This window comes from Sphingomonas sp. PAMC 26621 (assembly GCF_000251145.1).
GTDB lineage: Bacteria > Pseudomonadota > Alphaproteobacteria > Sphingomonadales > Sphingomonadaceae > Sphingomonas.
In genome coordinates this window covers 1-19,823 of sequence record NZ_AIDW01000011.1, presented here as the reverse complement: position 1 = coordinate 19,823, position 19,823 = coordinate 1, and the positions used below count along the sequence as shown (strand labels likewise).

At 65.7% G+C, this 19,823-nt stretch carries 19 protein-coding genes and 2 tRNA genes; 10 read left to right on the top strand and 11 right to left on the bottom strand.

Annotated elements, in window-relative coordinates:
* The first annotated feature begins 49 nt into the window (after window positions 1-49).
* Window positions 50-1,345 (top strand): FAD-dependent oxidoreductase, encoded by a 1,296-nt coding sequence (locus RI03_RS04925; RefSeq protein WP_010215645.1) that lies wholly within the window; start codon window positions 50-52, stop codon window positions 1,343-1,345.
* A gap of 60 nt (window positions 1,346-1,405) precedes the next feature.
* A tRNA-Pro gene (locus RI03_RS04920) sits at window positions 1,406-1,482 on the top strand.
* Between the two features lie 193 nt (window positions 1,483-1,675).
* Here the strand turns inward: RI03_RS04920 and RI03_RS04915 are convergent.
* Window positions 1,676-2,230: a peroxiredoxin gene (locus tag RI03_RS04915; protein ID WP_010162666.1), complete on the bottom strand. Its 555-nt coding sequence runs from the start codon at window positions 2,228-2,230 to the stop codon at window positions 1,676-1,678.
* Between the two features lie 136 nt (window positions 2,231-2,366).
* Between RI03_RS04915 and lepA the strand changes: the two genes are divergently transcribed.
* A complete protein-coding gene (gene lepA / locus RI03_RS04910) occupies window positions 2,367-4,190 on the top strand; it encodes a translation elongation factor 4 (protein WP_010215643.1) in 1,824 nt (607 codons plus the stop codon).
* 269 nt (window positions 4,191-4,459) lie between these two features.
* On the opposite strand, the gene RI03_RS04905 is transcribed toward lepA, so the two are convergent.
* Entirely contained in the window at window positions 4,460-5,110 is a 651-nt protein-coding gene (locus RI03_RS04905; RefSeq protein ID WP_010215641.1) for an FKBP-type peptidyl-prolyl cis-trans isomerase, read from the bottom strand.
* A gap of 78 nt (window positions 5,111-5,188) precedes the next feature.
* Complete coding sequence (gene rpsU, locus RI03_RS04900) at window positions 5,189-5,395, bottom strand: 30S ribosomal protein S21 (RefSeq protein WP_010162663.1); 207 nt, start codon at window positions 5,393-5,395, stop codon at window positions 5,189-5,191.
* Window positions 5,396-5,548: 153 nt separating this feature from the next.
* Between rpsU and cysS the strand changes: the two genes are divergently transcribed.
* From cysS to RI03_RS04885, 3 genes are all read left to right on the top strand, one after another.
* On the top strand, window positions 5,549-6,991 hold the full coding sequence (gene cysS, locus RI03_RS04895; RefSeq protein WP_026046459.1) for a cysteine--tRNA ligase: 1,443 nt from the start codon (window positions 5,549-5,551) through the stop codon (window positions 6,989-6,991).
* A gap of 291 nt (window positions 6,992-7,282) precedes the next feature.
* Complete coding sequence (locus tag RI03_RS04890; protein WP_010215638.1) at window positions 7,283-7,729, top strand: TM2 domain-containing protein; 447 nt, start codon at window positions 7,283-7,285, stop codon at window positions 7,727-7,729.
* 19 nt (window positions 7,730-7,748) lie between these two features.
* A complete protein-coding gene (locus RI03_RS04885; RefSeq protein WP_010215636.1) occupies window positions 7,749-8,684 on the top strand; it encodes an NAD(P)-dependent oxidoreductase in 936 nt (311 codons plus the stop codon).
* Window positions 8,685-9,259: 575 nt separating this feature from the next.
* Here the strand turns inward: RI03_RS04885 and RI03_RS04880 are convergent.
* Entirely contained in the window at window positions 9,260-9,631 is a 372-nt protein-coding gene (locus RI03_RS04880) for a nuclear transport factor 2 family protein (RefSeq protein ID WP_010215633.1), read from the bottom strand.
* A 412-nt stretch (window positions 9,632-10,043) separates the two neighbouring features.
* Here RI03_RS04880 and RI03_RS04875 point away from each other — a divergent pair, with 412 nt between their 5' ends.
* Window positions 10,044-11,414 carry a class II 3-deoxy-7-phosphoheptulonate synthase gene (locus RI03_RS04875; protein ID WP_442852553.1) on the top strand — a complete coding sequence of 457 codons (1,371 nt, stop codon included), beginning with the start codon at window positions 10,044-10,046 and terminating at the stop codon, window positions 11,412-11,414.
* A 22-nt stretch (window positions 11,415-11,436) separates the two neighbouring features.
* Here RI03_RS04875 and RI03_RS23450 read toward each other — a convergent pair whose 3' ends face one another.
* Window positions 11,437-11,583: a lmo0937 family membrane protein gene (locus RI03_RS23450; protein ID WP_010162657.1), complete on the bottom strand. Its 147-nt coding sequence runs from the start codon at window positions 11,581-11,583 to the stop codon at window positions 11,437-11,439.
* A 162-nt stretch (window positions 11,584-11,745) separates the two neighbouring features.
* On the opposite strand from RI03_RS23450, the gene RI03_RS04870 reads away from it, so the two are divergent.
* Window positions 11,746-11,820: transfer RNA gene (locus tag RI03_RS04870), tRNA-Glu, on the top strand.
* Between the two features lie 474 nt (window positions 11,821-12,294).
* Here the strand turns inward: RI03_RS04870 and RI03_RS04865 are convergent.
* On the bottom strand, window positions 12,295-12,801 hold the full coding sequence (locus tag RI03_RS04865; protein WP_238542279.1) for a MarR family winged helix-turn-helix transcriptional regulator: 507 nt from the start codon (window positions 12,799-12,801) through the stop codon (window positions 12,295-12,297).
* Between the two features lie 438 nt (window positions 12,802-13,239).
* On the opposite strand from RI03_RS04865, the gene RI03_RS04860 reads away from it, so the two are divergent.
* Window positions 13,240-14,238, top strand: a complete 999-nt coding sequence (locus tag RI03_RS04860) for an FUSC family protein (RefSeq protein WP_010215629.1) — start codon at window positions 13,240-13,242, stop codon at window positions 14,236-14,238.
* Window positions 14,239-14,608: 370 nt separating this feature from the next.
* Entirely contained in the window at window positions 14,609-15,295 is a 687-nt protein-coding gene (locus RI03_RS04855) for an alternative oxidase (protein WP_010215627.1), read from the top strand.
* Window positions 15,296-15,815: 520 nt separating this feature from the next.
* Here the strand turns inward: RI03_RS04855 and RI03_RS04850 are convergent.
* From RI03_RS04850 to RI03_RS04830, 5 genes are all read right to left on the bottom strand, one after another.
* A complete protein-coding gene (locus tag RI03_RS04850) occupies window positions 15,816-16,559 on the bottom strand; it encodes an acetoacetate decarboxylase (protein WP_010215625.1) in 744 nt (247 codons plus the stop codon).
* Window positions 16,556-17,737, bottom strand: a complete 1,182-nt coding sequence (locus tag RI03_RS04845; protein WP_010215624.1) for a DUF3734 domain-containing protein — start codon at window positions 17,735-17,737, stop codon at window positions 16,556-16,558. Before RI03_RS04845 ends, RI03_RS04850 begins: the two co-directional genes overlap by 4 nt.
* A gap of 16 nt (window positions 17,738-17,753) precedes the next feature.
* Window positions 17,754-18,536 carry a 3-hydroxybutyrate dehydrogenase gene (locus RI03_RS04840; protein WP_010162648.1) on the bottom strand — a complete coding sequence of 261 codons (783 nt, stop codon included), beginning with the start codon at window positions 18,534-18,536 and terminating at the stop codon, window positions 17,754-17,756.
* Window positions 18,537-18,915: 379 nt separating this feature from the next.
* Entirely contained in the window at window positions 18,916-19,470 is a 555-nt protein-coding gene (locus tag RI03_RS04835; protein WP_010215622.1) for an OmpA family protein, read from the bottom strand.
* A gap of 12 nt (window positions 19,471-19,482) precedes the next feature.
* Window positions 19,483-19,823: TolC family protein (locus tag RI03_RS04830; RefSeq protein ID WP_010215619.1), on the bottom strand; the 341-nt coding region annotated here is incomplete at its 5' end.

Here is a 19,823-nt window from a genome sequence, read left to right as displayed (position 1 = left end):
GCCCCCTCCTCGCATCCGGCTACGCTTGCCGGACGGGAGAACGAACGGCATGCGACACATCGCGATCATCGGTTCGGGACCGGCAGGCTATTATACCGCGGAGGCGTGCCAGAAGGCGTTCGGTGCAGAATGCCGGGTCGATATCATCGACCGGCTTCCCGTTCCCTATGGCCTCATCCGCACCGGCGTCGCGCCGGACCATCAATCGATCAAGGGCGTCGCGCGGCGCTACGAGGCAGTCGCGCTGAGCGAGACGGTGCGCTTCGTCGGCAACGTCTCGGTCGGCGACGACGTATCGATCCTCGAGCTGCAGGAACTGTACGATGCGGTCGTCCTCGCGACCGGCGCGCCGTCGGACAAGCCCCTCGGCGTGCCGGGGGACGATCTGCCGGGCGTGATCGGCTCGGCGGCGTTCGTCGGCTGGTATAACGGGCATCCCGATTTCGCGGACCTCGATCCCCCCGTCCACGGGCGCGACGCGGTGGTCGTCGGCGCGGGCAATGTCGCGCTCGACGTCGCGCGGATCCTTGCCAAGACAGAGGCCGAGTTCGGCGGGTCGGACATCGTCGGCCATGCGCTCGACCGGCTGCGGGGCGCGGAACATGCCACCGTCACGCTGCTCGCGCGCCGCGGGCCGCACCAGATCGCGATGACGCCGAAGGAGTTGGGCGAGCTTGCGCATCTGACCCGCGCGGTCCCGCTCGTCGACACGGCCGACCTGCCCCCGTTCGAGGCTGATGCCGCACTCGAACCGGGGCTGCGCAAGGCGGTGGCGCATCTGCGCGGCTTCGCGCAGCCGCAGGACGACAAGACGGTGCGGATCGTATTCGATTTCTTCGCCCGCCCCCTGCGAATCGAGGGCGAAACCCACGCCGAGCGCGTGATCGTCGCGCGGACGCGGCTCGACGAAACCGGGCGCGTCGTCGACACCGGCGAGGAATATGCCGTCCCCGCCACGCTGGTCGTCAGCTGCATCGGCTATCGCACCCCGCCGATCGCGGGGGTGCCGTATGACGACGCGCTCGGACGCTTCGCCAATGTCGACGGCCGGATTGCGCCGGGGCTGTACGCGGTCGGCTGGGCACGGCGCGGACCGACGGGGACGATCGGCACCAACCGCCCCGACGGCTTCGCCATCGCCGAACGGATCGCGGCGGACGTTTCCTGCGGCAGTGGCAAGCCCGGGCGCGCCGCGCTCGATACGTTGCTCGGCGAACGCGGGGTGGAGATCGTCACCTTCCGCGACTGGCAGAAGATCGAGGCCGCCGAAATCACCCGCGCACGCGCCGGGGCACCGCGCGAGAAATTCGCGACGATCGCGGAAATGCTCGCCGCACGACGCTAGGCGAAGTTTTCGCTTGATCGCAGCCCCCCGCCCGGCTAACCGCTCGCCCCTGCAATGTGTCGGGGCGTGGCGCAGTCTGGTAGCGCACTGGTCTCGGGGTCCAGGGGTCGTAGGTTCGAATCCTATCGCCCCGACCATTGCAGCGATAGCCTCGCCCGAGCGGCTCGAGGCGCGATCCCCGGATATCTTCCTTCTCTTTTACCCTTCCCCGGCGCAGGCCGGGGCTCGGTAGCGTGCGTTTCGCAAATTGGCGCTGCGCTACCTTACCTCGACCTTCACTACTGGGCCCCGGCCTTCGCCGGGGAAGCACCAGCGTTTAGGGGGCGCGCCTCAGCCCTTGTGCTTCGCGCGCCAGTCGCGCACCGCCTGCAGCGTCCCCTCGACATGGCCGACCGGATTGTTCTGCGTCAGCTCGTAGATCACCTCGCCGCCCGGCGCGATGACGTAGGAGGTGCGGCTCGTGATCTTCGAACCCGCCGCGTAGGACACGTCGTAGTTGCTGATCATGGGCGGCGTCGCGGCGGCGACCGGGAAGGCGCTGCGGCATTCTTCCTTGGAGAAGGCATCGATCTTGTCGATCCCGCCCGCGGTCAGCCCGACCAGCGTTGCACCCGCCTTCTTGAAGTCGGCCGCGGCCTCGGCGAACTTGTGCGCCTCGATCGTGCAGCCCGCGGTGAAGGCGGCGGGGAAGAAGTAGACGACGACCGGCCCCTTCTTGAGCGCCGAGGCGAGCGAGAAGGTGAACGGCTTGCCGCCGAGCGCGCCCTGCGTGGTGAAGTCTGGTGCCTTCGCCCCGACCTTGAGCGCGGCGTTGGCGGGCATGGCGAAGGCGACGGTCGCCGCGAGCGCGAGGGCGGCAGCGGCATACGGACGGGCGAGCTTCATGCAAATTCTCCTGACGATCCTTGCCCAAGCCTAGCCCGCCCCCTTTTGTTCCGCCAGCGCCATATCGCCCCCTCCATATCGCTCTCCCCCTATCGCTTATGTTGCGTTGGCCCGCGTGCATGCTATCGCCGGAAGCATGACCACCCCGCTCGACCGCATCCGCAACTTTTCGATCATCGCGCATATCGACCACGGCAAGTCGACGCTCGCCGACCGCCTGATCCAGCAGACCGGCGGACTGACCGCGCGCGAAATGTCCGAGCAGGTGCTCGACAACATGGACATCGAGAAAGAGCGTGGGATCACGATCAAGGCGCAGACCGTGCGCCTCGCCTATCACGCCAAGGACGGTCTCGATTACGTCCTCAACCTGATGGACACGCCCGGCCACGTCGACTTCGCCTATGAAGTCAGCCGCAGCCTCGCCGCGTGCGAGGGCGCGCTGCTCGTGGTCGACGCGGCGCAGGGCGTCGAGGCGCAGACCTTGGCCAACGTCTACCAGTCGATCGAGCATGACCACGAGATCGTGCCCGTCATCAACAAGATCGATCTGCCCGCCGCCGAACCCGAAAAGGTCCGCAAGGAAATCGAGGACGTGATCGGCATCGACGCATCCGGCGCGGTGCTCGCGTCGGCTAAGTCCGGGATCGGCATCGAGGATATTCTCGAGGCGATCGTCACGAAGATCCCGCCGCCCAAGGGCGATCCCGAGGCACCGCTGAAGGCGATGCTGGTCGACAGCTGGTACGACCCGTATCTCGGCGTCGTCATCCTCGTCCGCGTGATCGACGGCGTCCTGAAGAAGGGCCAGCAGATCAAGTTCATGCAGACCGGCACGATGCATCTGGTCGACCGGGTCGGGTGTTTCCGCCCCAAGATCGAGCAGTTGACCGAACTCGGCACGGGCGAGATGGGCTTCATCACCGCGCAGATCAAGGAGGTCGCGCAGACGCGCGTCGGCGACACGATCACCGATGCGAAGCGGCCTGCCCTGGAGGCGCTGCCGGGCTTCAAGGAAGTCCAGCCGGTGGTGTTCTGCGGCATGTTCCCGGTCGACGCCGCCGAGTTCGAGAAACTGCGCGAGTCGATCTCCAAGCTGCGGCTGAACGATGCAAGTTTCTCGTTCGAGATGGAGACGTCAGCGGCGCTGGGCTTCGGCTTCCGCTGCGGGTTCCTCGGACTGCTGCATCTGGAGATCATCCAGGAGCGCCTGACGCGCGAATACGACCTCGACCTGATCACGACCGCGCCGTCGGTGGTGTACGAGATCGAACTGACGCATCCAGATCCTGCGGGCACGACGCAAATCGAGTTGCACAACCCCGCCGACATGCCCGAGCCCAACAAGATCGCGACGATCAGCGAGCCGTGGATCGAGGCGACGATCTACGTCCCCGACGAATATCTCGGCAGCGTGCTCAAGCTGTGCCAGGATCGCCGCGGCATCCAGAAGAACCTGACCTATGTCGGCGGCCGCGCGCAGGCGACCTACGAGCTGCCGCTCAACGAAGTCGTGTTCGATTTCTACGACCGGCTGAAGTCGATGTCGAAGGGCTATGCCAGCTTCGATTACCACCAGATCGGCTATCGCGAAGGCGATCTCGTCAAGATGGGGATCCTCGTCAACGAGGAGCCCGTCGATGCGCTGTCGATGATCGTTCACCGCGGCACCGCCGAAGTGCGCGGACGCGGGATGGTCGAGCGGTTGAAGGACCTGATCCCGCGGCATCTGTTCAAGATCCCGATCCAGGCCGCGATCGGCGGCAAGGTCATCGCGCGCGAGACGATCAGCGCGATGCGCAAGGACGTGACCGCGAAGTGCTACGGCGGCGATGCGACCCGCAAGAAGAAGCTTCTGGAAAAGCAGAAGAAGGGCAAAGCGAAGATGCGCGAGTATGGCTCGGTCAGCATCCCGCAGGAGGCGTTCATCGCCGCGTTGCGGATGGGCGACGACGGCTAACGCTTCGGGGTCGGGTTGCCCGCTCCCATGCTGACCATCGTTCGCGCGCCCCGAAAACTGCCGTCATGCTGAACGCGTTTCAGCATCGACTGCGCGGCAGGCAGAGTCCGGACGCGCGGAGACCTGGATCCTGAAACACGTTCAGGATGACGGACGGTTTTGCAAGACTCTCGCTTTCGCGGGAATGACGACGTTGGGAAGCCCGTCCAGACGCCAAAAACCCCGACCGAGGCCGGGGTTCTGGTATCACCAGCAATGTGCCGAAGCGCTCAGTTACCCTGAGGAATCGCCCCACCCGGGGCCCCGCCCGGAACACCCGCAGGCACACCCGGCATCGCGCCCGGCGGCATGCCGCCGGGAGCACCACCGCCCTGCTGCATCATTTGCTGCTGCATCTGCTGCTGCTGTTGAAGCTGCTGGACCGCGGCCTTGGAAAGGAAATCGAGCATCTCGATGTCGAACACCAGCGTCGAATGCGCGGGCATCCCCGGACGCGCGGTGTCGCCGTACGCGAGGCTCGGCTTGATCCAAACGCGGTACTTGCCGCCCTTGGGGATCAGCGACAACGCTTCCTCGAACCCGGGAACGACGGCATGCTCGCCAAGCGGCACCGGGAACGGCCGCTGGCTCTTGTCGAACACGGTCCCGTCGACGAACTTGCCCTCGTAATTGACGAGCGCGACGTCCTGGTCGGTCGGCGGGGCACCGGTGCCCGGCGTGAGCACCTGATATTGCAGGCCCGACGGAGTCTGCTTGACGCCCTTGCTGCGCGCGTTGTGCGCAAGGAAGGTCGCCGCCGGATCGACCGGGGTCTGCACCGCAAGCGCGGCGGCACCGACCGCGGCCACCGCGATGCCGGCCCACAGATACACCAAGACACGCCGCTTGACGGGCTTCAGCGGAACAGCGGTGATCGACATGGGCGCTCCCAGATGGGCGGTCGGGTCAGGGAAGGTAGAGACTGGCGGGCCAGAAGCGGCCCGCCCGGGACACGGGTCTTACCGTGCGCCGTCACGCTCCATGCGCTTGCGCTCGAGCTTGCGGGCACGACGAACGGCCGCAGCACGCTCGCGCGCGCGCTTCTCGCTCGGCTTCTCGTAATGACGGCGCAACTTCATTTCGCGATACACGCCTTCGCGCTGCAGCTTCTTCTTGAGCGCGCGCAGCGCCTGGTCGACATTGTTGTCGCGAACGATGATTTGCATAAACCCGAACAGCTCCGAATCGATAGAAAAGCGCCGCCGCGGACATCAGGTCCGCGTCGCAAGGCGTGCGCCCTACACGGCTGGGTTGTAAGTTTCAACCCGTGGCGCAGCTTTTACGTGACTTGCCGGCCCTGCGCTCGCTAAGCGAACACCATGACCGGAACACCCCTTACGCTATATAACAGCCTGACGCGAACGCCAGAGCCGTTCGTGCCGATCGACCCGCGCGTGGTGCGAATCTACACCTGCGGCCCGACCGTCTATAACTATCAGCACATCGGCAACATGCGCGCGTTCCTGTTCGCGGACACGCTGGGGCGGGTGATTCGGTGGAAGGGCTGGCCGACCAAACACGTCATCAACATCACCGACGTCGGCCACCTGACCAGCGACGCGGATGCGGGCGACGACAAGATGGAAAAGGCCGCCGCCGCGCAGGCCAAATCGATCTGGGAGATCGCCGCGCATTATACGGCGGCGTTCAAGGACGACGTGGCACGGCTCAACATCGAGCCGCCCGCCGAGTGGACCGTCGCGACCGATCACATCCCGCAGATGATCGACTTCGCCAAGACGATCGAAAAGGACTGCTATCTTATCGAAGGCGGCCTCTATTTCGACACCAGCAAGGTGCCGCATTATGGCGCGCTCGCGCGAGCGACAACGGATCTGGACGAGAGCCGGGGCGAAAGCCGGATCGACCCGGTATCGGGCAAGCGCAACGCCGCCGATTTCGCGATCTGGCGGCGCTCGCCACCGGGCGAGCAACGCCAGATGGAATGGGATTCGCCGTGGGGCAAGGGCGCGCCGGGCTGGCATCTCGAATGCTCGGTGATGAGCCTCCAGCATCTCGGACACCCGTTCGACATCCACACCGGCGGGATCGACCACCGCGAGATCCACCATCCGAACGAGATCGCGCAGAACCAGGCATTTTGTTCGTGCGAGGATACCGGCGCGCGGATCTGGATGCACAACAACTTTCTGGTCGACCGCGGCGGCAAGATGTCCAAGTCGACCGGCGCGTTCCTGCGACTGCAGACGCTGGTGGACGCGGGCTTCCATCCGCTCGCCTACCGGCTGATGTGCCTGCAGGCGCACTATCGTAGCGAACTCGAGTTCACCTGGGAGAACCTCGCCGCCGCCTTCACGCGGCTGAAGCGGCTGGTGATCGCGCTCGACGCCCTGCGCGCGCGCGACGACGGGACGCTCAAGGGCGATGCCGAACCCTATCTCGCGCGGCTCGAGGAAGCGGTGGCGGACGATCTCAACACGCCGCGCGCCCTGACCGTGCTCGACGAGCTGATCGCGGACAAGAAGCTGTCTCCGACGGTGCGGATCGGCGCGATCGGGGATTTCGATGCGGTGCTGGGGCTGCGACTGGCGACGCTGACGCGGGCCGAGATGCGGTTGCGACCGGTGGATGCGACGATCGACGCGGCGACGATCGAGACGCGGATCGCGGAACGCAAGCAGGCGCGGATCGACAAGGATTTCGCTGCATCGGACGCGATCCGCGATTCGCTCGCCGCGGCGGGGGTCGAGGTGATGGACGGCGATGCGCTGGGCTGGGACTGGAAACTCGGGGAATCGTGAGGCCACAGTAGGATGGCGCCTCCCTCCCCCATTCCATCATTTCCGCGCCGGCGAGACCGCTGAAAAACGTCCGTCATCCTGAACGTGTTTCAGGATCCAGCCCTCCGCGAATTCGGACCATGCCTGCGGCAAGGTGGATGCTGAAACAAGTTCAGCATGACGGCGGCTTTTCTGCAGACGTCTTGCGAAGGCGGGAACCTCCCCCACCAGAAACGAAGAGAGAACACCCCCCTTCCCTTCGGCCCCGCTCGCGCTAAGCTGTCCCCCGGACACAACCGGGGGGACGTGACGATGCAGGGCAAGGTCTTGGGGTTCAACACCAATAGCGCCGAGGGCATGATCAGCGCCGAGGACGGACGCCGCTACGCCTTCACGCCCGCCGACTGGCGCCACCGCAGCCCCCCGCAGAGCGGCCAGCGCGTCGATTTCGAGGCGCAGGATGGCCGCGCGACCGGCATCTATGTCACGGGCGGCGGCGCGATGACCGCCGACAAGAACCGCTTCGTCGCCGCGCTGCTCGCCTTCTTCCTCGGCACGCTCGGGCTCCACAAATTCTATCTCGGGCAGGTCAGGGCCGGGATCATCATGCTGTGCGTCGCGGTATTCGGGTCGATTCTGTTCGGCGTGCCGACCGCGATCATCGCGGTGATCGCGCTGATCGAATGCATCATCTATCTCGCCACGCCCGACGAGGCGTTCGAGCGCAAATATGTCGAGGGCCATACCGCCTGGTTTTGATCATTCCGAAAGGTCGTTAATGAAAGTCGTCCTGCCCGCGCTCGCCCGCCAGTTACTTGAACCGCGGCTTCCCGCCGGACTCGACATCAGCTGGGTCGCGACACGGGCGGAGGCGGCCGCGGCGATGGTCGACGCCGACATCGGCTGGGTCGACCTGTACCCGCACGGGCTGACCCAGGAAGCGGTTGCCGCCGCGAAACGGTTGCGCTGGCTGTTCACCGCGATCGCCGGAATCGAATCGCTCGATCTCGTGGCGCTGCGCGACGCGGGGACGATCGTCACCAACGGCGCCGGGATCAACGCCATCGCCGTCGCCGAATATGCGGTGATGGGCGTGCTGGTCGCCGCCAAGCGGTACGACGACGTGGTGCGAATCGCCGACCGGCGCGAATGGCCCGATTCGGCCCCCGGACGGCAGGAACTGTTCGAAACCCGCGCACTCGTCGTCGGCTATGGCGCGATCGGGCGGCTGATCGGCGACCGGCTCGCCGCATTCGGCGTCGCGGTGACCGGTGTCACGCGCTCTGGCCGCGACGGAACGCTGACGCCGGATGCGTGGAAACCGCGACTCGCCGCATATGACTGGGTGATCCTCGCCGCGCCCTCGACCGGAGACACAAAGGCGGCGATCGGCGCTCCCGAACTGGCGGCGATGAAGGCGAGCGCATGGCTCGTCAACATCGCGCGCGGCGACATGGTCGATCAGGATTCACTGATTGCCGCGCTCGGCGGCAAGACGATCGCAGGCGCGTTCCTCGATACGGTCGACCCCGAACCGCTCCCGCCGGAGCATCCCTTGTGGACCACCCCGAACGTTATCCATTCGATGCACCTAGCGGGACGCAGCCAGACCAAGATGTTCGTTCGTGCTGCGGAGCTGTTCCTGCGCAACCTCGCCAAATTCCAGGCAGGGGAGACGATGGAGAATGTCGTCGATCTCGACGCGGGATATTGAGGCAAAGGAACAAGGCGCCGCCCCGGATAACTGCCAGAAGGGACTGGCAGGCAAGGGTATCTGCCCATCCAGCACGGCAGGGGCTATACGGCATTGGCGACACCTCCGCCGCAGCCCCGGCCTTCCCGCGATCCCGCTTTAGTTTGCGCCCTTGAGCGACTTGTCCAACATCATGAGTTCGATCGGGGTAAGGCCCGCCCGCGGATCGTCATTCAGGCGTCTCGGAGCCTGGAAAGTCCGCCGGAATGAACCCGAGCCTAATGTTTTACGCACCATCTTTTGTGCTTCCTGAAGAGCATGTTAACCAGTCGGGCATCGAAACGACGCACTGCGTCGCTGGTTCCCGCGAAGAGACATTCGGCGTCTGACGGCGTGTGTCAGAACGGTACGGGCGGTGCCCGGTCGTACGGTTCCGGCGGACCCGACACAGGCAAGACGAATCTGCACCCAAATGCCGGCCAGCAAAACGATGCGAAACCGCGCGACATGGCATGGCAGGGACGGCACTTCATCGGCGAAACGACGATGTCCCGCCTTTCGGCGCTCGCGGTCGTCCCCAGTCCGGCATCGAAAGCTCAGCGTGGCTGTGGCGGATCAAAGAAGAACCAGTGTTCGTGTATCTTGCCGTCAAGGATGTGCACGGTATCCGCGCCGCTCACGATGACCTGTCCCGGAGGTCCGCCTTTCCAGCGGGTCACGGCAACACCGTGATGGCCGAGCGTAGGGCCGGTGACCTCGAACCGGAAACCCGGCGGCATGTCTGCAAGGACACAGGCGACGGTGTCCGAAATGGCGGCATGTCCCGTGATCGACCGTTCGGGTTCGTAGATGCGCGCCTCGGGGTGATAGAGCGCCGCTATCGCAGCGATCCGCTTTTCACCGTCATGCTCGTTCCAGACCCGTTCGATGCTGGCTTCGAGCAGTCCCGTTGCGATCTCTTCGGTCATATTGGTTTCCCGAAGCTGTTTGTCCGCGCTGCCCTGGGGTGCACACGACGAGGCTCAGACAAGACATGCTATCAAATTATCGTCGGCAACCACAAACACCGCCTGACCAGTCCCCGACCAAGGAAGTGTCCGCCAATTACCCAGCAAGGGAAAATCGGAGTTGCACCCTTTACCCAGCCTGGGTAATACGCTGCGCATGACGACGATGGCCGGCCTCAAGATCAAACGCTTTCGTGAAGAACGTGGGCTCACCCGCGCCGCTTTCGGGGCGTGGTATGACGCGCCGGGTTCGACCGTTCAGGGCTGGGAAGAGGATGGCAAGCGCGCCAGCGGCCCGGTGGTCAACCAGATCGCCGCCAACGCCATCGCGGCACACGCCGACTGGTATGTACAGATTCGCATGGAGAATGACATGAGCAGCTGGGCCCCCGATAGCTGGACCCGCGCCGAGGCGCGGCAAATGCCAACCTACGAGGATCCCGCCGCGCTCGACGCCGCGACCGCGCAGCTCAGCACGTTCCCGCCGCTCGTCTTCGCGGGCGAGGCGCGCAACCTGACCGCCGATCTCGCGCGCGTCGCCGAGGGCAAGGCGTTCCTGCTCCAGGGCGGCGATTGCGCCGAGAGCTTCGCCGAGCATAGCGCGAACAACATCCGCGACACGTTCCGCGTGATCCTGCAGATGGCGGTCGTGCTCACCTTCGCGTCGAAGCTGCCGACGGTAAAGCTCGGCCGGATGGCGGGGCAGTTCGCCAAGCCGCGTTCGGCCGACACCGAAACGATCGGCGACGTCACCCTGCCCGCCTACCGCGGCGACATCGTCAACGACATCGCCTTCACCCCGGACGCCCGCGCGAACGATCCGCAGCGGATGATTCGCGCGTACAGCCAGTCGGCGGCGACGCTCAACCTGCTGCGCGCGTTCGCAGGCGGCGGCTATGCGAACCTGCACCAGGTCCATCGCTGGACGCACGATTACATGGGCCGCAGCCCGTGGGCGAAGAAGTTCGCCGACGTCGCCGACCGGATCGGCGAGGCGCTCGACTTCATGGAAGCGTGCGGGATCAGCCCCGAGACGGTGCCGCAGCTCGCGCAAACGAGCTTCTACACCAGCCATGAGGCGCTGCTGCTCCGCTACGAACAGGCGCTGACCCGGCAGGATTCGCTGACCGGCGACTGGTATGACACGAGCGCGCATTTCCTGTGGATCGGTGATCGCACGCGCTTCGAGGGTAGCGCGCATGTCGAATATCTCCGCGGGATCGGCAATCCGATCGGGATGAAGTGCGGCCCGAGCCTCGAGCCAGACGCGCTGCTGCGCTTGCTCGACACGCTCAACCCGTCGCGAATCCCGGGGCGGATGACGCTCATCACGCGCTATGGCCACGACAAGATCGAGGCGGGCCTTCCCAAGCTGGTGCGCGCGGTTCTGCGCGAGGGGCATCCGGTGGTGTGGAGCTGCGATCCGATGCACGGCAATACCGTGAAGGCGGCGACGGGGTACAAGACCCGGCCGTTCGATCGGATCCTGGCAGAAGTACGCGGGTTCTTCGCGGTGCATCGCGCCGAAGGGTCGATCGCGGGCGGAATCCACGCCGAGATGACCGGGCAGAACGTCACGGAGTGCACCGGCGGTGCGGTCGACGTGACGGAACAGTCGCTGGCGGATCGCTACCACACGCATTGCGATCCGCGACTCAACGCCGGTCAAAGTCTGGAGCTTGCGTTCCTGCTGGCGGAAATGCTGAACGTCGAGATGGCGGAACGGCGGCGGGCGGCGGCCTGAGCCGCCCCCCGCCCCCGTCGAACTATACCGCCGAGCGGCCCTGCAGCAGGCGGACAACCACGACGATCGCGGCGATCACGAGCAAGAGGTGGATCAAACCACCGCCGATGTGAACAGCAAAACCAAGTGCCCAGAGCACCAGCAGAATGACTACGATCGTCCAGAGCATGAAACTTCCCTTCTGAAAACCCGGCCCCTCGCCGGAACGGACGACAGTTCGTCCGACACCGAAACAAACGTGGCAATACGGTTCGGGTTCCGGGCACCAGACAGCACGGCGCAACGGGTTGACGCGGCGGCCCGGGCTGCGTAAGGACGCCGCTTCGCTAACGGCCCCTTCGTCTAGCGGTTAGGACGACGCCCTCTCACGGCGTAAGCACGAGTTCGATTCTCGTAGGGGTCACCAGCTTCCGGCCTAGGACCGGAAAGCCAACATCCATCATCGCATTGGCTCTTCGCGGTATATCGGGGCGTTATGTGGTCCGCATGAACCGGCTACCGCGTCTCGGACAACAGCCGCAGCATCCCCCCCATTCGGTGCGGCAAGAGTCGCCTCTGTCAGCACCTCGTCCTCGATCACCGCCCTGCGTCAAGCGGCGAAACCCTTCGCCTCCTCAGTTTGCGTATCGCGTTTTTCGCACGATGTTGACGCGCTCGGGTAACGGCCGATCGACCGCGATCCTGTCCTTTCGAACGTTGACGATCCTGGCCTTCGGCACCCCCCGTCTTGAGCGCGGATGGGATTGCTTCCGCGCCGGCAGGCTCGCCGTCGCGAAAGGCACGCGTGCGTAGAACCTCCGCCGGATCCGGCGCGATGGCGTTGGGCGTGGAGATGGGGGAATGGGCTCCGCCAACAAAAGGTAGCGCCTGCAAACGCGTATCAGCTTTGGCTCGTCCGATGAGAAGCGTCGGTTGATTCATCTTCGGGAGGATCGTCCTCCAAGGGGCCGACAATCTTGAGCATGACTTCGGCGGCGGCGCACAGGCTTGCGCGCTCGGCCTCGTTCAGCCGCTCGGCCATCATGGTGCCGAGCCATTCGCCGCGCTGGGTCATCGCCGAACGCAGCGCGTTGCGTCCCCGGATGGTCAGCGTGATGACGTAGCGTCTTCGGTCTTCAGGATCGATCGCCCGCTCGATCAGCCCGTCGGTCTCTAGTCGCACCAGGAGCCGACTGAGCGATTGCGGTTGCAGCCCCTCGGCTCGGGCGAGCGCCACCGCACTCAGCGGTCCCTTGCGATAGAGCGTCGCCACAAGCGCAAGCGCGCCGCCCGTCAGCTCGGCGGCGCGCGCCGATCCGCGCATGCTCCTCGCAAGACGCAGCACCGCCCGCACGATCCGCGCCTCGTCGCTCTCCCGATCGTCCACACTCGACATAATGGTACGCATAGCGTATCATTATTTAGTCGACAACAAGGAGCGTGTGCGTGCCGGATCTTCCGAGACCCATCGCCATCCTGCCGTGCACCGGCTTGAAGGCCGCAGAGCAAAGGTGGAACCGGCGCGGCTTCCGCCGCCCCCGCGATCAGGCCTTCGATGAATATTGCATGCTCACCGACCAAGCGGGCGCCGAAGTGCACCGTGCCAGGACGGCGCCCGACTGGCTGGTTCCCGGCCGCCTGATCGACCCGGCGACTGATGGAACCCGATCGATCGAGGAGCACGGGGAATCGACTGAGTGGCCGGCAAGGACGGTCGCCTGCTGGACAACGCCGTCGGCGCTTTCCCCCGCATCGGCACGGCTGGTGCAGCGGGAAACAGATCGTGACATGGCTCCACGTCTCCCGACTCTGGCGCGATGTCGTGGCGATTGATCGGGGGGAACCCGTGAGCGTCCGCAGCCTCGCGATCGCGGCGCTCGGCATGGGCACCCCCGTTGCCGTCGGTCTGATGCTCGGACACGCGGAGGCAGGCTTCACGATCGGCCTCGGTGCCATCCTGCTTGCCGGAGCACCGACGGGTGTCCGCGGCAGCGCGACCACGTCACCCCCCGGCCTGAGCCACACCCTCGCGCCCGCGCTGACAGCCGTTGCGGCTGCGACCGCAGTCGCAGGGTGGCCCTGGTCCGACCTCGCGGTAATCGCACTCGCCGCGGCGGCGGGCTTGCTGTCAGGCTATAGTCGGCCGGTCGCAGGGGGTGCCATTCGGTTCACCATCTATCTCGTGCTGAGCGTCGGTTTTCTCGACGGTGCAGCAGCGCATCGTGGCGCTGCAGCCCTGATCTTCGGATCGGGCGCGTTGTGGAACATCGCCCTGCGCGGCATCCTCGCCGGTGGCCGCAGGCGTCAGGAAGGCCCTGTGCCTGAGACGCGGCGAGGGCCCACCGATGCGCAGCGTCGCGCCGCCTTTCGCCGCACGCTGCACACGCTCGAGGGATGGCAATACCCGCTTCGGCTTGCGCTCGGTCTCGGCATCGCCAGCGTTTTGCGCCATCTATGGCCGACCCATCATTTCTACTGGATCCTCCTCACGGTCGCGCTGCTGACCCAGCGTCGCATCGAACATGTTCCGGTGAAAATCATGCAGCGGTTGGCGGGCACCCTGGGCGGCGTTCTGCTGACGGGAACGATCCTGGTCTGCTTCTCGGCGCCGATTGCCCGCGGCATCGTCGCGTGCCTGCTCGCGACGGTCGTGCCATTGGCACGCGCACGGAGTTACCTGCTTTATGCCACCGTCAGCACGCCACTGATCCTGCTGGTGCTCGATATCGGCAGGTCGGTCGCCCCAAGCCTGCTCCTGGACCGGGTCGTCGCAACCTTGGCGGGGGGCCTTACGGTGATGGCGCTCAACGGGCTCGTCGATCGTCGTCCAAGCAACGGCGGCTAGAGACGGGCGACGGGTCAATGTGCCGGCGCGACGAGAGCCTGGCCGACCCGGTGGCATCGCCGCTTTGACCGAAGGTCCGGCGCGGGGCCGCGTAGCGCCGCCCTGTCGCACGTTCGGCAGACCCTGCGGCTCACAGTAAGCCACTTCCGCGCATCACCTGTCCTCACGCCGCCGGACCGTTCGCCGCAGGTACAGCCGCCGCGTTCGGCGATGAGATTCACGGTGCCGGGTGCCACCCATGCGACGTCAGGCGCGTCGCGTGCCCCGCCATCCCGCTCTTGCCCAGCCGGTTGATCCTATCGCGGCGGTTTCCGGCCACTCGCTGGGCCGCGTGCCGCGCCCGACTTTACGCGCCATCAGGAGTGACATCATGAACTATGCCCCCGAAATTGATCTTTCCATCCATCACCCGCCCCATGGCGGTTCCGATCGCTTCGCGCTGGCCGCCACGCGGCTGCTGCGGTTCATCGCCGACACCTTCTTTGCCAAACGCTATGGCCATCGCGCCATCGTGCTGGAAACGGTGGCGGCGGTGCCGGGCATGGTCGGCGCCACGCTGACCCATTTGCGCTGCCTGCGGCAGATGAAGCCCGATCGTGGCTGGATCCGCATCCTTATGGAAGAGGCCGAGAACGAGCGCATGCACCTGATGACCTTCCTGGAGGTGTGCAAGCCGACGCTGTTCGAGCGGCTCGTCGTGCTGGTCGTGCAGTGGCTCTTCTATCTCGGCTTCTTCGCCCTCTACCTGCTTTCCCCGAAAACCGCGCATCGGCTGGTCGGCTATTTCGAGGAAGAAGCGGTGATCAGCTACAGCCATTATCTTGCGGAAATCGATGCGGGGCGGAGCGCCAACGTCCCCGCCCCGGCGATCGCACGCCGCTATTGGGGCCTGTCCGACAATGCCACGCTGCGCGACGTCATCCTGGTGGTTCGCGCCGACGAAGCGCATCATCGCGACGTCAACCACGGCTTCGCAGCCGATCTGGGAGGCAAGCCGCCCAACGCGATCGCGCCCTATCCGTGGCACGCCCCGGAGCTGGACGGCCCCGCCGGCTAGAAGCCTGCACTTTCAGCCACCCCGGCACCGCAGCCCCTCAACGCAGTCCCCTTCGCAAGCGCCGAAACCGGCGCAGCGGGGGGGCCGCAAGCAGCTGTCTGGCACCACGCACGTAGCCGGCAGTCCACCCGCATTCCCGGTGCGTACGCCGTGGTCCCAAGCGAGCCAGCGTCCGCGCGAGCCCAGGCCCGACGCCAAGACCGTCATCGATCAGCGCCCCGGCGGGCTGGACGATGACCGCCCGGCACGCCGGTATCGCCCAAGCGGCGATCGCCAACCCGAAAGGCATTCGTGCGGGCCGGCGAGGCCAGATCATGCCATCAGGAGGCAGCGACACGTCGCCCCCCCGATGGTCTGATAGAAAAGACATGGTCCCGAACGCAAAGGGCGAGCGTCGATGCTGCGTCGGCGCCCTCCCCGCCCACGGGAGAATCTTAGCACGCGCCCGTGGACGGGAATGTCGGGACGACCGGTTCTGCCAGGCCGTCGCGCGTCGCAGAAGACCCCGCCTCGGCGGCACCTAGGCGTCGTCGAGATAGTCGTAAACGACCTTGCCGAGCCCGAGCGTAAGGTCAGCGACGAAATGGGTCGTCGAGACGAGCTCGCGTATCGGCAGGTTTGCCACCGGGGCGAGCGCATGGGGAACCAACGACAAGGCCCCAGGCCCGGTCCAGACCCCCTTCAGCGCAACGTCCTCCAAATGGTATTCGACGAGCTCGCAGATGCGCGCGGTGCCGTCCACGTGCGGAATGATCTTGAGCAGGAAGTTGGGCGCGGCGAGCGCGCGTACAGTCGCGTCCGCGTCCCCTTCCTTGTACTTGTAGCCCATGGTCCCCGTCGCGACGCGAACCGGCCCATAGTCCAGCGTACCGACGAGCGTGTCCGTCTCGGTTCGAAGGCTTGGGCCCGCAAGCTTCTTGGGAAAGCCCCACAGCTCGCGCCCGCCCGCGATCGGCGGATGGTCGTTCAGGAACATGTTGAGCGTGTAGTTCCCGGCTTCTCCCCGAAAGCGGACGGGGATGACTTGCCCCGCTTCGGTATAGTTGCCGAAGCCGGTTGAGTCGGGCATCCGGATGAACTCGAATTTTACCAGATCGGACGCGATTTCGAGCGGTTCTGGAACGATCTCGCGCAGTTTATCAGGATCGGTCCGGTAGGTCAGGATGAGAAACTCGCGGTCGTAGAACCGGTACGGCCCTGGCGGGTACGCGGGTTGCGTAAGGGGCATCGCGAATGCGCGGTTGCGCACGTCGGACCTGTTCATGAAAGCCTCCCGTTGGTGGCGATGTCGAACGTGAAGATGCCGTCGACACTGGTTGGTCGCTCGAGCACTTCGGGATGCCGCAGCGTCCGGATCGTGTCGGACCATCCCGCGGCCCAATGATCTTCCATGCTGCGCTTCGAAAATTCGAAGTCCTTCGAGCCTTCCTCCGTGCGACGCGACTGATAGATGAGCTGGATGATGTTGTAGACGTTGCGATCGGACTCCGGCGCCAGAAGCGCATATTCGGGCGTGTCGCGCAAATGTTCGGGCAGCTTCGAAATGAGGTCGGTCAGGGCGCTCCGCAGCTTTTGCTCCTTTCGGAACTGATCGGATCGCGCCCGCGTCCGGCTCGAATATTGGATTTCCTTCTGGCGCATCATCACCTCCGGCAGGGTGCGGGGGATGGCACCCCTCGCGCTCCACAAATCGACCTGGAACGCGAGCGTATCCTGACGGTCCGCGCTATCGACGACCCATTGGAGCGGCGTGTTCGAAACCACCCCGCCGTCCCAGTAATACTCGCCTTCGATCTCGACCGGCGCGAAGGCAGGCGGGAGCGCGCCGCTGGCAATGACGTGCTCGGGCCGGATCTTGTGCGTTCGATTGTCGAAACATACCAGATTGGCCGTCGCCACGTTCACCGCGCCGACGCTGAAGCGCATGTCGCCGGCATTGATCCGGTCGAAGTCGACAAGCCGCTCGAGCGTGGTCTTGAGCGCCGTCGTATCGTAGAAGCTGATCGCATCGGCGCTGCCGGCAGGCGCGAAATAGGCGGGAACCTGCCGCGGCGCGAAAAAACCGGCAGCGCCGGTCATCACCGCGGCGGCGGCATGCCAATGGTTTGCCCAGTGGCGCAAAAGGTCTCCGCCGACGGGACCCGGCGTGGCGAACCAGCCTGCCCATGGGTCGGCCGTCACGGTCTGCCAGAACGCACGCAACTTCTCGACGCGCTGCTCCGGCGCGTTGCCGGCGATCAGCGCGGCGTTGATGGCACCGATCGAGATGCCCGCGACCCAGTTCGGGTGAAGCGACGCTTGCGCCAATGCTTCGTACACACCCGCCTGATAGGCGCCCAGGGCACCGCCACCCTGCAGCACAAGCGCGATGCAATCGAAAGGCGCGGTCTGCTGCACCCGCCCGGCCCGCCCAACGTTTTCGCAATTCAATGCTCCGTCCATTTCATCGCCCCCTCGATCATTGCATCGCCCAGCCGTGGCTCACCACGAGCGACTGGCCGGTCAGTGCGTTTGAAGGAAATGCCGCGAGAAACGTCGCGCACCGTGCGACGTCGTCGAGCGTCGTAAACTGCCCGTCGATCGTTTCCTTGAGCATCACGTCCCTGACGACCTGGTCTTCGGTGATGCCAAGGGCCTTCGCCTGCTCCGGGATTTGCTTCTCGACCAGCGGCGTCCGGACAAAACCCGGGCAGATGACGTTGGCGCGGACGCCATGGTCGGCCCCTTCCTTCGCAACGACCTTCGCGAGACCGATCAGCCCGTGTTTCGCCGTGACGTACGGCGCCTTGAGCCTTGACGCCTCCTTGGAGTGCGCCGAGCCGATGTAGATGATCGCACCGCCGCGTTGCTGGGCGTACATCCGCTGGAGACACGCGCGCGTGGTGAGGAACGCGCCATCCAGGTGGATCGCGAGCATCTTTTTCCAGTCGGCGAAGTCGAACCGATCGACGGGCGAGACGATCTGGATGCCTGCGTTGGAGACGAGGATGTCGACACCCCCGAACCGATCGCAGACCGCGCGCACGCCGGCATCGACCTCGGCCTCGTTCGTGACGTCCATCTCGACCGCCATCGCCGACGAGCCGCTGGCATCGAGTTCGTCGGCCGTGGCGCGCGCCGCGTCGACGTTTAGATCGGCGATGGCGACGTTTGCGCCCTGCAGGATGTACTGCCGCGCAATCTCCTTGCCGATACCGCTGGCGGCTCCGGTGACGATCGCGACTTTACTGCTCAACTCCATTCGAACCTCCTCCTTGTATGGCACCGGATCCGCTGACCAGTGCGGGATGTCGCGCCGGGGGCACCTTCCGGTCTTGCCGCAGCCACGCCCGAACAGACGGGCGCGCTCGGTCGGTCTGGGTGGAGACGGTACACGTCATGAATCGCCCCTCCCGGCCGCGCCGCGCCGCGCCGCGCCGCGCACCGCGCAGGGTGTCTAGAGACCATTTGATCACGATCCGGAGGTGAGCGACCGTTAGTGTCCCTGCCGCCGTCGGCATGGCGTGGCGGCGGGACGGTGCCGTGACCGGATGCGCCAGCATCGCGCGCGCTCCCGCCAACGGCGTTGCCGCCAAGCCGAACCCTTGCCGTCCGAATCGGACCTCGTTCGGCCAAGTTCGTCACTTGGCCCGGCTCAGGATGAGGCTGACGAGTTGGTTGCGTTGACGATTGCGCGGACTGTCATTCGGTACGATCGGGTCCGACGCGGCGCGGGCCTCGGTGCTGAGCCGGTGCGACGCAATGCGGCCATCGCGGAGCTGCTCGAGCACAACGTCGGCCCGCGCCTGCGACATCGCGCGATCGGCCGCTTCGTTGCCCGAGGGCGCGGCATGGCCGACGATGACGACTTTCACGTCGGGGTTGGCCCGGAGCATCGCGACGAGGCGGGTGATGCGGCCGCGCGATTCGGGGGTGAGTTCGGCAGTTCCCCCGACAAACTCCTGTCCTCCGAGTTCGAAGGTCTTCTGCCCCGGCTGGCGTCCGCTAAGCCAGTCGACGAGCGCGCGACCGACCGTGCCCCGGGGAACGGCCATCGTGGAGCCGTCCGCGAGTGCAACGATGGCCGATGAATCGCCATCCACCCCCCTGGGGTTCGGCGACGACTCCTCGCTGTACCGTTTCACAGCGATCGAACCGAAAAAGATGAGGCCGATAAAGAGGACGAGCAGGATCATGCGGGCCACGGATCATTTCTCCCGCTGTTCCGAAGGCTGCCAACCGCCGCCCAGTGCCTGAAAAAGCGCGGTCGAGGCGAGCAGACGATCGCCCCGCGATTGGACCAGCGACAGCTGCGACGATAACAGGCTGCGCTCCGCGTCGAGCTGTTCGAGATAGGGAGAATACCCCTCGCGATAGCGGCGCGACGCAAGCCGCTGGAGCCGGAGGAGCGCGGCCTGCTGGTGCGCCAACAGGTCCTCCTGTTGGGCGGACCGTTCGACCGACGCCATGCCGTCCTCGACCTCCCGGAACGCGGTCAGGGCAGCCCTCCGATACGCGAAGGCGGCCTGGTCGCGGCGGGCGGCCGCAC

What these genes read in the sequence shown, in the direction of transcription:
- RI03_RS04925 (WP_010215645.1), top strand. Translation starts at nt 50, where the DNA reads ATGCGACACATCGCGATCATCGGTTCGGGACCGGCAGGCTATTATACC.
- RI03_RS04915 (WP_010162666.1), bottom strand. Translation starts at nt 2,230, where the DNA reads ATGAAGCTCGCCCGTCCGTATGCCGCTGCCGCCCTCGCGCTCGCGGCG.
- lepA (WP_010215643.1), top strand. Translation starts at nt 2,367, where the DNA reads ATGACCACCCCGCTCGACCGCATCCGCAACTTTTCGATCATCGCGCAT.
- RI03_RS04905 (WP_010215641.1), bottom strand. Translation starts at nt 5,110, where the DNA reads ATGTCGATCACCGCTGTTCCGCTGAAGCCCGTCAAGCGGCGTGTCTTG.
- rpsU (WP_010162663.1), bottom strand. Translation starts at nt 5,395, where the DNA reads ATGCAAATCATCGTTCGCGACAACAATGTCGACCAGGCGCTGCGCGCG.
- cysS (WP_026046459.1), top strand. Translation starts at nt 5,549, where the DNA reads ATGACCGGAACACCCCTTACGCTATATAACAGCCTGACGCGAACGCCA.
- RI03_RS04890 (WP_010215638.1), top strand. Translation starts at nt 7,283, where the DNA reads ATGCAGGGCAAGGTCTTGGGGTTCAACACCAATAGCGCCGAGGGCATG.
- RI03_RS04885 (WP_010215636.1), top strand. Translation starts at nt 7,749, where the DNA reads ATGAAAGTCGTCCTGCCCGCGCTCGCCCGCCAGTTACTTGAACCGCGG.
- RI03_RS04880 (WP_010215633.1), bottom strand. Translation starts at nt 9,631, where the DNA reads ATGACCGAAGAGATCGCAACGGGACTGCTCGAAGCCAGCATCGAACGG.
- RI03_RS04875 (WP_442852553.1), top strand. Translation starts at nt 10,044, where the DNA reads ATGAGCAGCTGGGCCCCCGATAGCTGGACCCGCGCCGAGGCGCGGCAA.
- RI03_RS23450 (WP_010162657.1), bottom strand. Translation starts at nt 11,583, where the DNA reads ATGCTCTGGACGATCGTAGTCATTCTGCTGGTGCTCTGGGCACTTGGT.
- RI03_RS04865 (WP_238542279.1), bottom strand. Translation starts at nt 12,801, where the DNA reads ATGCGTACCATTATGTCGAGTGTGGACGATCGGGAGAGCGACGAGGCG.
- RI03_RS04855 (WP_010215627.1), top strand. Translation starts at nt 14,609, where the DNA reads ATGAACTATGCCCCCGAAATTGATCTTTCCATCCATCACCCGCCCCAT.
- RI03_RS04850 (WP_010215625.1), bottom strand. Translation starts at nt 16,559, where the DNA reads ATGAACAGGTCCGACGTGCGCAACCGCGCATTCGCGATGCCCCTTACG.
- RI03_RS04845 (WP_010215624.1), bottom strand. Translation starts at nt 17,737, where the DNA reads ATGGACGGAGCATTGAATTGCGAAAACGTTGGGCGGGCCGGGCGGGTG.
- RI03_RS04840 (WP_010162648.1), bottom strand. Translation starts at nt 18,536, where the DNA reads ATGGAGTTGAGCAGTAAAGTCGCGATCGTCACCGGAGCCGCCAGCGGT.
- RI03_RS04835 (WP_010215622.1), bottom strand. Translation starts at nt 19,470, where the DNA reads ATGATCCTGCTCGTCCTCTTTATCGGCCTCATCTTTTTCGGTTCGATC.